Source organism: Xenorhabdus sp. KK7.4 (assembly GCF_963876465.1).
Taxonomy (GTDB): Bacteria; Pseudomonadota; Gammaproteobacteria; order Enterobacterales; family Enterobacteriaceae; genus Xenorhabdus; species Xenorhabdus stockiae.
This window is the reverse complement of the sequence record NZ_CAWNQF010000001.1, coordinates 206,033-218,970: the sequence shown is the minus strand read 5'-3', so window position 1 is coordinate 218,970 and position 12,938 is coordinate 206,033. Positions and strand designations below refer to the sequence as shown.

Here is a 12,938-nt window from a genome sequence, read left to right as displayed (position 1 = left end):
GGCTCAGAAATGACGTTTATTTCTGCTAATTCAGGCAAATATCAGACCATTTATCTGCAATCAATTTACCTATCAGAAACTATCAGTCATTAGCACGACTATGAGTGCGCTGTTTAGATGGATCTTTCATATAGCGGAAGAAGTCTGTATCAGGGCTGAGAACCATGATATTCCCTTCATTCCTGAAGCTATTCTCGTACGCACGCAGGCTACGGATAAAGGCATAAAAATCAGGATCTTTATTGAAAGCATCGGCAAACAGTTTTGTTGCTTCCGCATCACCTTCACCGCGTAAAATCAGAGCCTCACTATATGCGGCTGCTTTGATTTCAGTCGCCGACTTATCAGCCGCTGCACGAACCTTCTCAGCTTCTTCCAGCCCCTGTGAACGGTGACGACGCGCTACCGCTTCACGTTCTGCACGCATACGCTGGTAGATTGCTCCTGAAACTTCATCCGGCAGGTTGATCTGCTTGATACGGACATCCACAACCTCAATCCCCAGTGCAGCCATACTGTTCGGATTGAAAGCAGGCTGTGCACCTTTGGTTTCTTTCTTCACACGGGCTGCAGCAGAAGCGATTGCATCGTCTGCGGAAGAGTCTTCATCACTCGTTCCCAGGTTCAGAGCATTACGTACATCCGTCGTCAGACGACCACGGGAGTCGGTTACGATACCACGAACATCCAGACGACCGATTTCAGAACGCAGACGGTCACTGAATTTACGTTTTAACAGAACTTCAGCCTGAGAAATTGAACCATTACCGGTAGCCAGATAATAGCTGCTGAAATCTTTAATGCGCCATTTCAGATAAGAGTCAACAATCAAGTCTTTATTTTCACTGGTCAGGAAACGGTCTGCCTTGATATCCATTGTCTGGATACGGGCATCAAGCGTTTTGACAGTTTCAATAAATGGGATCTTAAAATGTGGGCCCGGCTGATAAACCACTGGCTTATTTTCAGCATCACGTACTACTTTACCAAAACGCAGTACGATCCCACGCTGGCCTTCATATACGATAAAGATTGATGAGTAGAGCACAACCAATATGGCGGCAATAACAAAGACGAACGACTTACGCATTATTATGGTCTCCCTTGTCTTGTCGTATCACCACGCAGGTCGCTTGAATCACCATAGCCAGAACTGCCATAACCTGATTGCCCGTGTGCTGGTGTAGAATGTGTCGTGCTGCGATGCTCTGGTGTTACTTTCACTTCTGGTGATTTAGCCTTTGCTGCTTCAGCCTGACTACGAAGAACCTGATCCAGTGGCAATACCAGCATATTATTGCTCTTTTCATTGGCAATCACTTTGCGGGTATTACTCAGAACTCGTTCCATTGTCTCGATATAAAGACGCTCACGGGTAATTTCCGGTGCCGCTTTATATTCAGGCAGGATTTTGGCAAAACTTGCTACTTCACCCCGTGCATTCAATACCGCACTGACCTTATAAGCTTTGGCTTCTTCGATAATACGCTGAGCATTACCCTTGGCAATTGGTAAGACAGAGTTTTTATAGGCTTCTGCTTCACGAATGGTTTTTTGTTCTTCTTCACGGGCTGCGATAACGTCATCAAATGCCGCTTTCACCTCTTCAGGTGGACGCGCAGTCTGGAAGTTAACATCCAGCAGGGTGATCCCCATGTGGTATGGACGAATGGTTTCTTCCAGTACCTTTTGGGTATCATTACGCACAATAGTACGATCCGCTGTCAGGATTTTTTCCATTGTGTATTTGCCGACAACCCCGCGCACAGCACTGTCAGTCGCCTGACGAAGGCTGTTATCTGGATTGGTGACATTGAAAAGGTAGGCTTCAGGATCAGTAACACGATACTGAACGTTCATTTCAGCACGCACTACGTTTTCATCCGATGTCAGCATGACACCCGTTGTTGCCAGTTCGCGAACAGATTCAACGTTAACAGCACGAACGCGGTCGATAAATGTCATCTTCCAGTTCAGACCGGGCTGTACGATATGGCTGAATTTACCCAAACGGGTAACAACACCACGTTCTGTTTCCTTGATTGTATAGAAACCACTGACAACCCAAACAACAACTACAACAGCAATGGCGAGACCAATAAGACGTCCACCAAATTTAGGGTTCTGCCCAGAACCATTTCCACCTTTGTTTCCACCGAGGCCGCCGAGTTTTTGGCTCAGTTTACGGAACAGATCGTCGAGATCAGTTGCCCCACGGTTTCGACCACCTTTATTGTTGCCGCCGGAGTTGCCGCCATTATTCTTGCTGCTTCCCCACGGGTCGCGGTCCTGTCCGTTATTACCGGGCTGATTCCACGCCATGTTTTAGCTCCACTTTTTAGTTTTTCACTGGTTTTTCAGAGGTGACTGCTCTTCCACCCACACGGGTGAGGCTTCCCACTTCACAGGCCGCTGTTACTGATATATCAGACACAACCTCCATGGGCAAAAACGATAAACTTCACCGTTTCATAAGCAACCAATATTTTTGGGTGATACCTTTTGACAGTGCTGATGACAGTGCTGATTTTGTCACTGCAATTCTGGCACAATCATTTCATCACCGCCATTTCATCACGTTACTCCATAACGCTAAGTACCCTGAAATGGCGGCCAAAATAATACCTTGTTTGTCGCCCTGCGCCAATCAATCAGACAACATAGTCTGGTAAATTTGGCTCCTGCTTACACAGACGACGCCAGTCGATCATCGGCATCCTGACTTCTAGCCCCAGCTGACCGCTTTCTTCCATCCATTCACGCTCAATGGCCTGAAGCTGGTAAAAACGGCTACGCAGACGCCCGGCTTCCGGAGGCAAATGCAATTCATAATGTGCAATCTCACCGGAAAGAAGTTCAGTCAGTGCCTGCAATAGCAGGGGTATACCTTCCCCGCTCTGGGCTGAAAGCCAGACTCGCACCGGACGATTTTCTTCATCACGGTCAATCCGGGGTTCAAAATCGTCCAGCATGTCGATTTTATTCATCACCAGCAAAGAAGGGATTTCATGTGCTTCAATCTCTTCCAGAACACTGTCCACTGCAAGAATGTTCTCATCCAGCCGGTTATCAGCCGCATCAACAACATGAAGCAATAACCTTGCCTGCCTTGTTTCCTGCAAAGTGGCCTTAAACGCTGCCACCAAATCATGGGGTAAGTGACGAATGAAACCAACGGTGTCAGCCAGAACAACCGGGCCGACATCATTTACAGCGATCCGACGCAATGTCGGGTCGAGAGTAGCAAAAAGCTGATCAGCAGCATATACCTCAGCCGAGGTTATTCTATTGAATAAACTTGATTTTCCGGCATTGGTGTAACCAACAAGAGAAACGGTGGGAATATCTGCTTTGTTGCGCGCCTGACGCCCCTGTTCACGCTGTCTTTCTACTTTACCAAGACGCCCCAGAATCTGTTTAATTTTATCGCGCAACATACGGCGATCTGATTCCAGCTGGGTTTCCCCGGGGCCACGTAAACCAATTCCGCCTTTCTGGCGTTCAAGATGGGTCCAGCCTCGGACTAAGCGAGTAGATAAATGGCGTAACTGTGCAAGTTCTACCTGCAACTTACCTTCATGAGTTCTCGCCCGCTGGGCAAAAATATCCAGTATTACACCAGTACGATCAACAACACGACATTGGCACAAGCGTTCCAGATTACGTTCCTGAGCAGGAGAAAGTGCGTGATCAAACAGCACCACATCTGCACCACTGTTTTTGACTGCTTCAGCAATTTCTTCTGCCTTGCCTTCCCCGACAAAATATTTCGGATGCGGAGCCTTACGGCTTCCTGTCACAATCTGCACAGGAGAAACACCTGCGGAAGTCACCAATGATTCAAATTCACTGAGATTTTCCGTGTCTTTTTCCTGTGAGAAAAAAACATGCACCAGAACGGCTAGTTCTCCGCCTTCGTAACGATCAAACAATGGTGCAACCCTCAGGCTGAGTATCCCCTTCGTCTTTCAAGCTACCGAGATGCAACTCGAAATCCATTGGGTATAAAATTCCATAGGAAAAACATAGGTAAAGTCTCCCTACCTATGTTTTTATTTATGTCAGGCATTATCACTGATTTATTCAGCGATATCATTTTCCTGTTGTGCTGCCGGACTGTTACCAGCCTGATAATTTCCCACGCTGGATGCCATATTAGCATTGCTACCGTGGTGAGATACCGGACGGGAAGGCACAACAGTAGAGATGGCGTGTTTATAAACCATCTGGCTAACCGTGTTTTTCAGCAAAATGACAAACTGGTCAAAAGACTCAATCTGACCCTGCAATTTGATGCCGTTGACTAAATAAATAGAAACCGGGACCCTTTCACGACGTAATGCGTTCAGGAATGGATCTTGCAAAGATTGCCCCTTAGCCATTCTATATTTTCCTTATTTTGTTGTTTTTAACTAAGAACCCGTTGGTTCGAAAAAGTAACTACTCAAAAATGACGCTTTGTACTGATAATTGTACACAATCAACGAATTTATGTACCAATAACCTGCATGACTGTTTTCAGGGCCTGCTCAGGCTGGTCGCTGTCCAACCAGGCCACATCGTCCCACCCCCTGAGCCAGGTTATCTGACGCTTCGCCAGCTGGCGAGTTGCGCAGATACCACGATAAACCATCTCATCATGAGAAATCTCGCCTGCGAGGTAAGACCACATTTGACGATAGCCAACACAACGAATGGAGGGTAAATCCGTATGCAAATCGCTACGAGCATAAAGCGCTTTAACTTCATCTTCAAACCCTGATTTGATCATCTGTTCAAATCGGGCTGCAATGCGCTGATGCAAAATTTCACGGCTTGCAGGCGCAATAGCGAACTGATGAACACGATAAGGCAATACTTCCCCAGACGTTTCTGTCAATGTAGTTAGAGTGTTACCCGAAATTCGAAAAACTTCCAGTGCACGAGTAAGACGTTGTGGATCATTTGGATGGATTCTTGCTGCTGCAACCGGATCAATCTCCTGCAATTGCTGATGCAATGACTCCCACCCGTGTTCCTCTGCCTCCTGCTCAATGACCGCCCTGACTTCAGGGTCTGCTGAAGGTAGTGGTGATAACCCTTCCAGTAATGCTTTGAAATATAGCATGGTTCCGCCGACCAGGAGCGGAATTCTCCCTGCTGCCGTAATTTCTGCCATTTGTTCCAGCGCATCGCGACGGAAATCAGCAGCAGAATACACGTCGGCAGGATCCAGAATATCAATCAAACGGTGCGGAGCCTGAGCCTGCTCTTCTGCGGACGGTTTCGCAGTACCAATATCCATGCCACGATAAACCAGTGCAGAATCAACGCTAATCAGTTCAACCGGAAGATGCTGACGCAAAGCGATTGATAATGCCGTTTTTCCTGAGGCTGTCGGCCCCATAATAAAAATGGCTGTGGGCAAATGTTGAGTTTTTAAATCACTCATGATTAAAAAGTGCCACCACTGCTTGTAAATCAATTAATTGTAATAAACCCTCTGGCGGAGATCCCACTAATTGAGGGCAAAGACGCTCAACATCAGCTAAAAGCTGAACAGCCTGTGCAATATTCCACGTTTCATGTTCACTGCCCACATGGCGGGCAAGCCAGATTGCCACCTGCTGTACTGAAACTGATCGTGCTGAAACTGATGACTGTTCCATCAGATAACCCAACAACGCCGGAAAAAGTTTTGGCAGGTTTTGTTGGCGCAGAGGCAACGATACCGCATGAATGGTCACTTTTCCATGTGCGACAGTCGATTCAATACCAAAAGTCTTCAATAGCTCACTATTCTGTCGCAAAACATTGACCTCTGTCTCACTGAGAGACAACTTCAGTGGGATAAGAAGTGGCTGTGGTTTAAGCCCCTGCTCCCCCGGCGTTAATTGAGCCTGCCGCAACCAGCGTTCAGCAACAGGCAGTGACAATAATCCAATACCCGAGGCCGATTCAAGCAATGCATAGTGGGGAGCATAGATACTCAATACTTTACCGAAACTATAACTACTATTTTTTCCCTGTACAGGAGTTGAACGAGCAGACATTAATGGTGCTTTTTCTGTGACAGAAGCCGACTTTTCGGAAGTTTTTCTTTCTGCTTCTGACCGTTCAGGAAAAAGGGACTGCTTTTCTTCTGGCGCAAACTGCATCAATTTTTGATACAACTCGCCTTGTTTTTTCTGGTAACTTTCCCCCTGATAAGGCTGTCTGATACCACTATGTCCTGCCTGATGACCTGAAGATGGTGTTTCAGAGGCGGTACTGGGAGAGGATGACGTTTTTTGCGTTGACCCGGCCGAAGCTGTTTGTTTTTGTCGGAGAAAATGGTTTTCCCCCGCAGAAGGCCGGTTTTCGGGTATCCAGTCTGTTGTCTCTTCCTGACAATCTAGCCCCAACTCAGTGCCGTTACTACGCTGTTTCAGCACCGCAGCAACGCCCTGATAAATAAAATCATGTACCAGACGCGCCTGATGAAAACGTACTTCATGTTTAGCTGGGTGCACATTCACATCAACCTGATGTGGGTCTATCTCTAAATACAGGACATAAGCCGGTTGCTGTTCGCCTTGCAGCAAATCCTGATAAGCCTGACGGATAGCATGATTAATCAGCCGATCCCGCATCATGCGCCCATTCACATAGCAATACTGAATATCTGACGCGGTATGAGAACTTTTGGGATCAACAACCCAGCCCTTAATAGACAACATATCGTGCTGCCATGATAGTGCCAGCGCCTGCTGCATAAATGCCGTACCACAAATCGCTGCCAGCCTCCGTTCATGCTGGGATTCTTCTTTAGCCGGACGATACTGACGCACGAGCTTTCCATTGTGATTCAGGTTAATCGCCACATCCAGACGAGCAAGGGCGATTCTGCGCACGATCTCATCAATATGACCGAACTCAGTTTTTTCTGTTCTCAGGAACTTACGTCGGGCAGGGGTGTTATAAAACAGGTCCAAAACCTCAACCGTTGTTCCGACAGGGTGGGCAGCAGGTTTTACCGTCACTTCCATATCACGGCCTTCGGCATAAGCCTGCCATGCTTCTGCCTGTCCCTCAGGCCGGGAAGTCAGGGTCAGCCGTGAAACAGAACTGATACTGGCCAGCGCTTCACCACGAAACCCCATACTGACAATGGCTTCCAAATCATCCAGAGAGGCTATTTTACTGGTCGCATGACGGGCCAGCGCTAATGTGAGATCCTGTCGGCTAATTCCACAGCCATTATCACGTATGCGGATTAATTTTGCGCCACCACGTTCAATATCGATATCAATACGGGTAGTACCGGCATCAAGGCTATTTTCCACCAGCTCTTTCACTACCGATGCCGGGCGTTCAACCACTTCACCAGCAGCAATCTGGTTTGCTAATTGTGGGGGTAATATCCTGATAACCATATTCGACCTTACCTACTTTTTCTTGGTAATTTGCGATTTTTCTTAAATCACCGGGTTTCTTACGTACCGTTTAAAATTATTTTGGTGCTGTCTGCAACGGATTAGCCTGAAAATAGTGACGCAATCCAAGATGAATCGCCTGCGCCAGCTTTTCCTGATACTGATTGGAGCCTAACAGCTCTTCTTCTGATGTGTTACTGATAAATCCTGTCTCCACCAGAATGGAAGGAATATCCGGTGAGCGCAAAACCCCTAAGCTGGCATGTTCCGGCGTGCGCTTATGCAGAGAACCAACCTGAGATAACTGTTGTAGCACCTTAACCGCAACGTCATAACCTACCCGCTGTGAATGCCCGAATTGTAAATCTAGCACTGCCTGACTCAAAAACGGATCTGTACCATTAGCCAGAGCATCTCCCGCGCCCCCCAATAATTCAGACTGTTTCTCATGTTGCTCCAGCCAGTTTCCCAGCTCGCTGTTTGCACGACGATTAGACAATACCCAGACAGAAGCCCCTCTGGCACTGCGATTAGGTGCAGCATCCGCATGAATAGAAACCAGCATATTTGCTTTGTGCTTACGGGCCACCTCAGAACGTCCAGCTACCGAGATAAAATAGTCTCCGTTGCGTGTCAGAACGGGTTTAAACATCGGGTCATTACGTAAAAGTTCTTCCAGCCTGCGCGCCACACTGATGGTTATATTTTTTTCCCGTAATCCTCGCGGCCCGATGGCTCCCGGATCCTGTCCTCCATGCCCGGCATCGATAGCAATCACAATCGGATATTTCCCCTGAGCAGTTTTATTTATCTGCTTTTTCACAACCGGGGCATTATGCGCGGACACAGGTTTTGTTTCCTGAATGACAGAAGTAACTTCAGCCGCCTTATTTGTTAGTGACTGCTTACTCTTATGTGGAGTTGAAACCTCACTAGATGCGGTGTTCTCTTTGAATATTGAAGGGCTGTTTGCAGCCCCCTCGGCCTTCAAAGTGAAAATAATCTGATATTGATTCCCTGATTTCTTTACAACGGAAGTCGCCGTTGCCTTCTGAGCCAGTTCCAGTACAACCCGCTTATGTTGCGCATCAGGCGGCTGGCTCGTTCGGACTATCTTCACCAGATTCTGACCAGATAAACGCATCGGCAATCCTGTAATACCGGCTGACTGACGAATATCCACAACCAGCCTTTCAGGGTTATGAAGAGGAAAAAAGCGATACTCGGGATGCCCGCCAGTGAACCCCAACGTAACAGTGGCTTCAGATGAACTGTTACTCACATGTACATTTGTTAGTGTCGATGCGACCGCCGTTGTCATAACCAATAGGTTCAGAACAATAAACAGCATAAAAAACATCAGACAATGGGATTGCCATTTTTTTATCGTCTTCACGCAGAAGGCATTCATCATGGTCAGGGATTCCTTCATAAGGATTTCAGATTATCCAGTAAACTTTCACCATATTCAGATAACGCCACAAAATGAGCCTGCCGCCCTTCATTGTTATAGGCTAGATGCAACTCAATATCAGCGTTAGGTAAAAACCCTGTTCCTTGTTGCGGCCATTCCACCAGACAAATGGCATCCTGATGAAAATAATCGCGGATCCCCATAAATTCCAGTTCTTCAGGATCTGCCAGACGATACAAATCAAAATGATAAACAGGGCGTGGCTGTAGAGCATAAGGTTCAACCAGTGTATAAGTCGGACTTTTCACATGCCCCTGATGACCCAGCGCCTGTAGAAAACCACGGCTAAACGTTGTTTTTCCGGCACCAAGGTCGCCATATAGATAAATAACATAGCCGCGTTCGCAGACTGCTGCCACTGAATTGCCCAATGCAACAGTGGCATTTTCATTCGGAAGTGATAAAACAAGTTCTTTCATAGAAAATTATCTATTGTTTTATTGAATTAAAGCCTATTGGAATATACCCATCGTTTCCCAGACCATCGTCTGAAACCCATAGGATATATGAAAGACATATTAGTTAGATAGTTTAACCAATAACCATAACATAACTCAGCTATTATCATTTACTATCTTCTACCCGGAAACAAAGCAACTTGAAAGACGACGGGTAAAACCTGTGTTAACCTATCCGCCCTTTACAGCAGCACTTAATATCCAATGGCAATCCCTCTCGACCTGAACCTTCTGGCAGCAAACATCAAACAATGGGGCCTTTCTCTCGGTTTTCAGCAAGTTGGTATCTGTGATACCGATTTATCCACAGAAGAACCGAGACTACAGGAGTGGCTCGATAAGCAATATCAGGGAGAAATGGACTGGATGGCACGCCACGGCATGATGAGAGCACGTCCTCATGAATTGCTACCCGGTACTTTGCGGGTTATCAGCGTGCGCATGAATTACCTGCCGGCCAAAGCCGCTTTTGCCAGCACCCTGAATAATCCTGAGCAGGGGTATGTTAGTCGTTATGCACTGGGCAGAGATTATCATAAACTGCTACGCCAGCGGCTTAAAAAGCTGGGTGAGCAAATTCAGGAATATTGCTCCGCCCATGAATATCAGGGAATACTGAATTTCCGGCCTTTCGTTGATTCCGCTCCGATTATGGAACGCCCGCTTGCCGCTAAAGCCGGAATTGGCTGGGTTGGTAAACACTCACTTATATTAAACAGAGAGTCAGGCTCTTGGTTCTTTCTCGGCGAATTACTGGTTAACCTTCCCCTCCCTGTTGACTCCCCCCAGGAAGAGCAATGCGGGCGTTGTGTTGCCTGCATGACCACGTGTCCGACAGGCGCCATTGTTGAGCCTTATACCATTGATGCCCGTCGTTGCATTTCATATCTGACAATTGAACTTGATGGTGTGATCCCGGAAGAGTTTCGCCCATTAATGGGCAACCGGATTTATGGTTGTGACGACTGTCAGCTTATCTGCCCTTGGAATCGTTTTTCACAATTAACAGACGAAGCCGATTTTAGCCCTCGCGCAGCACTACATACTCCTGAACTACTCGATTTGTTCAATTGGAGCGAAGAAAAGTTTCTGCGTATAACAGAAGGTTCAGCAATACGTCGTATTGGCTATTTACGCTGGCTGCGTAATATTTCAGTTGCATTGGGTAATGCCCCATACCGTGATGAAATCGTACTGGTTTTAGAAAAAAGAATTGGGCTAAGTGAGGTGTTAGATGAACATATCCACTGGGCTATTGACCAACAACTATCCCGCCGAAGTATTGATGCAATTAACGTTCAAACATCACAACAAAAACGGTTAATACGGGCAATTACCAAAGGGTTGCCCCGAGATGCTTAATATACAATCAGCCTGATTTTTGCTTAAAAAAAGCTTCTGTTTCCTTGTGAATAAAATAAAAATGCTTTTCTACTAAAAGTGCAAAGGAAAGATAAATATCAATTAAGATACTTTAAATAAAAGTCAATTATTCAAACTTATCAATTAGTTAATTGATATATCTTATTTAAGATAATAAATTAAAAAAGTTAGACGCGATCATATCGCCTGTGGATAACTCTGTGTAACAAGCAAATCAATACTGGGCAACTCAAAATGGTTGTTATGTTAAATTCTGTGGATAAAAAATAGAAATTGCACTTCACTGGAAAGCATCAGGGATCAGCAGTAAAAATGGAAACTCTTCATCCATTCTAGACACTAGTGGAGAAATTTTCCTCTGCCTATCCAAAAATGAGGCGGCATTATGGACCTGTTAAAGCAGGATGGCAAGCGCTTTCAGCAAATTATTTTTGATGGGAATAAGATAGCAAATAGTTGCAACTATTGCCCCACAGCGTAGTCACAACGGGGCAAGTATGGCAATAAAACGTGAGTTAAAGGGCTTTTATCTTTTCCACTAATTCTCTTGATAATCCCCAGTCATATTGATTATAAAGCCGTCCCAGTGTCTGATGAGGCGCTCCGGCGTAAAACAGTTCATATTGGTGATGTCTTGAGGCAAATTCAGAGCCAATAGCATCCCAGACCAGTTTCATGAACTTGACCTTCTCAGCAGGGGAAACGATAGATGAATATTGTGTTTTCTCAATAATACTCAAAATTTCAGAATTTTCTAAATCAGACTGACTTGATGGCACCATCAAAATTCCGCCGCCCGCCAACTTTCTGATCGTCTCCAGTACACTTGGATATGTGGACTGCCCGATGACTCGATATGTATAAAGCAACGTTTTGTCAGGTAGATAAAATCCATTATCAATTCTTGGACAATGGAGCACACTTTTAAATAATCCTTCAATATTCATGGCATAAGAAGCAAGCTGTGCCAGTGATTCTTTTACGGGTGGATATTCGCTGACACCATTATTTTCAGCCATTTCCTGCGCCATACCAGCCAGAAAATGTAATTTTACCGCGTAACGGGCAATACTCTGAATATCCATCAGGAGTTCCGTTGCGGTTGAATCCACCTGCTTAAAACACATCTCGATATCTTCGCAGACGAATACCCTTTCCCAGGGAACCAAAACATCATCGAAATAGATGGTGGAATCGTTCTCATCAAAACGGGATGATAGCGGATAATCAGCGGGGTTAGCTCCCAGTTCATAAGAGCGTCTGGATATAATTTTTATGCCCTTGGTATTGATCGGCATAGCAAAAGAGAGCGCATAGCGTTCATCAACGCCTTTTTTCATCGGCTTATGCGAACCAACTAATATTTCATCTGCTAATGCTGCGCCGGTAGCAACCATTTTTGCTCCCCGAACCACAATACCTTTAGCATTTTTTTCCACAACCCCAAGGGTATGATAAATATTCTTTTCATGCGCACCCGGTGTTTTTGAGCGATCGCCCTGTGGGTTAATCAGCGCATAGGCCAGATAAAGATCATTCTCACTCACATAGGCAAAATAATTCCGTAAAGCATCAGCGCGTTCCTGAGAATAAGATTCGAATAACTCAATATGCGTGACCATTCCGGTAAGCACAGCTGCTGCATTATCCGGGCTTCTGCCAAGCCAGCCGACAGTCTGCTTCGCCCACTCATATGCAGCCTGACCACGTGCAATCAGCTTCTCAGGGGTGGAAGGTAACTGCCAGTACAGACTCATCTGCTCGTCAGTTTCTGTCCTGAAAGTCATTGTATCTGCATGTTGGATTTTATAATCATACAGGCTTGCTACAGATCTAATCGCATTCCTGAATGCAGGATGATCCACATGATCTGTAACTTTTTCTCCATTAATAAAAATGGTGCGCCCATCACGCAAATTTTCTATATATTGCTTTCCGGTTCTTATCATACTTTCCATGCTCCTATCGATAATGATAATTTTAAAGGTCAAGCAGAGAAATCTTTTCAGTCAGCACTGGATATCTAATATAAAAAGAAAACTGTCCACAATTGGAAATTGTATAATTACAATATCCCTCATTAAAATACGCCAGAGAACAACGACCTATAAACTACACTAATACAGACTGTGATTACTTTTCCTGGAAAAAATACACATTAAAAGAAATAGAATATAATTATTCGAATTAACCAGAAAAGCCATATCAAATTACATCACCTTCGTGATA

Annotated in this window: 10 protein-coding genes; 1 reads left to right on the top strand and 9 read right to left on the bottom strand. The window is 45.6% G+C overall.

The window, feature by feature from the left end; translation table 11 throughout:
* Nucleotides 1-82: 82 nt before the first annotated feature.
* The 8 genes from hflC to tsaE all read right to left on the bottom strand — a co-directional run bounded on the left by hflC (nucleotide 83) and on the right by tsaE (nucleotide 9,287).
* Entirely contained in the window at nucleotides 83-1,090 is a 1,008-nt protein-coding gene (hflC, locus tag AACS90_RS00965) for a protease modulator HflC (RefSeq protein ID WP_099119990.1), read from the bottom strand.
* A gap of 2 nt (nucleotides 1,091-1,092) precedes the next feature.
* Nucleotides 1,093-2,322 carry an FtsH protease activity modulator HflK gene (gene hflK, locus AACS90_RS00960; RefSeq protein ID WP_099119989.1) on the bottom strand — a complete coding sequence of 410 codons (1,230 nt, stop codon included), beginning with the start codon at nucleotides 2,320-2,322 and terminating at the stop codon, nucleotides 1,093-1,095.
* A 329-nt stretch (nucleotides 2,323-2,651) separates the two neighbouring features.
* Nucleotides 2,652-3,932 (bottom strand): ribosome rescue GTPase HflX, encoded by a 1,281-nt coding sequence (gene hflX / locus AACS90_RS00955; protein WP_099119988.1) that lies wholly within the window; start codon nucleotides 3,930-3,932, stop codon nucleotides 2,652-2,654.
* A gap of 147 nt (nucleotides 3,933-4,079) precedes the next feature.
* Nucleotides 4,080-4,382 (bottom strand): RNA chaperone Hfq, encoded by a 303-nt coding sequence (gene hfq, locus AACS90_RS00950; RefSeq protein WP_086955100.1) that lies wholly within the window; start codon nucleotides 4,380-4,382, stop codon nucleotides 4,080-4,082.
* 107 nt (nucleotides 4,383-4,489) lie between these two features.
* The gene (gene miaA, locus AACS90_RS00945; RefSeq protein ID WP_099119987.1) at nucleotides 4,490-5,431 is read right to left on the bottom strand and encodes a tRNA (adenosine(37)-N6)-dimethylallyltransferase MiaA; all 942 of its coding nucleotides are present in this window, start codon (nucleotides 5,429-5,431) and stop codon (nucleotides 4,490-4,492) included.
* On the bottom strand, nucleotides 5,424-7,394 hold the full coding sequence (gene mutL, locus AACS90_RS00940; RefSeq protein ID WP_099119986.1) for a DNA mismatch repair endonuclease MutL: 1,971 nt from the start codon (nucleotides 7,392-7,394) through the stop codon (nucleotides 5,424-5,426). The genes miaA and mutL overlap by 8 nt, the downstream gene beginning before the upstream one ends.
* Nucleotides 7,395-7,470: 76 nt before the next feature.
* Nucleotides 7,471-8,808: an N-acetylmuramoyl-L-alanine amidase AmiB gene (amiB, locus tag AACS90_RS00935; RefSeq protein ID WP_445286260.1), complete on the bottom strand. Its 1,338-nt coding sequence runs from the start codon at nucleotides 8,806-8,808 to the stop codon at nucleotides 7,471-7,473.
* A 14-nt stretch (nucleotides 8,809-8,822) separates the two neighbouring features.
* Nucleotides 8,823-9,287 carry a tRNA (adenosine(37)-N6)-threonylcarbamoyltransferase complex ATPase subunit type 1 TsaE gene (gene tsaE, locus AACS90_RS00930; RefSeq protein WP_099119984.1) on the bottom strand — a complete coding sequence of 155 codons (465 nt, stop codon included), beginning with the start codon at nucleotides 9,285-9,287 and terminating at the stop codon, nucleotides 8,823-8,825.
* Nucleotides 9,288-9,530: 243 nt separating this feature from the next.
* Here tsaE and queG point away from each other — a divergent pair, with 243 nt between their 5' ends.
* Nucleotides 9,531-10,688 (top strand): tRNA epoxyqueuosine(34) reductase QueG, encoded by a 1,158-nt coding sequence (gene queG / locus AACS90_RS00925; RefSeq protein WP_099119983.1) that lies wholly within the window; start codon nucleotides 9,531-9,533, stop codon nucleotides 10,686-10,688.
* Nucleotides 10,689-11,224: 536 nt separating this feature from the next.
* Here the strand turns inward: queG and AACS90_RS00920 are convergent.
* Nucleotides 11,225-12,667 (bottom strand): 4-hydroxyphenylacetate 3-hydroxylase family protein, encoded by a 1,443-nt coding sequence (locus AACS90_RS00920; protein ID WP_339373598.1) that lies wholly within the window; start codon nucleotides 12,665-12,667, stop codon nucleotides 11,225-11,227.
* Nucleotides 12,668-12,938: the final 271 nt, after the last annotated feature.

Coding starts and splice junctions, on each gene's coding strand:
- AACS90_RS00920 (WP_339373598.1), bottom strand. CDS start 12,667: ATGGAAAGTATGATAAGAACCGGAAAGCAATATATAGAAAATTTGCGT.
- hflK (WP_099119989.1), bottom strand. CDS start 2,322: ATGGCGTGGAATCAGCCCGGTAATAACGGACAGGACCGCGACCCGTGG.
- mutL (WP_099119986.1), bottom strand. CDS start 7,394: ATGGTTATCAGGATATTACCCCCACAATTAGCAAACCAGATTGCTGCT.
- hfq (WP_086955100.1), bottom strand. CDS start 4,382: ATGGCTAAGGGGCAATCTTTGCAAGATCCATTCCTGAACGCATTACGT.
- amiB (WP_445286260.1), bottom strand. CDS start 8,808: ATGATGAATGCCTTCTGCGTGAAGACGATAAAAAAATGGCAATCCCAT.
- miaA (WP_099119987.1), bottom strand. CDS start 5,431: ATGAGTGATTTAAAAACTCAACATTTGCCCACAGCCATTTTTATTATG.
- tsaE (WP_099119984.1), bottom strand. CDS start 9,287: ATGAAAGAACTTGTTTTATCACTTCCGAATGAAAATGCCACTGTTGCA.
- hflC (WP_099119990.1), bottom strand. CDS start 1,090: ATGCGTAAGTCGTTCGTCTTTGTTATTGCCGCCATATTGGTTGTGCTC.
- queG (WP_099119983.1), top strand. CDS start 9,531: ATGGCAATCCCTCTCGACCTGAACCTTCTGGCAGCAAACATCAAACAA.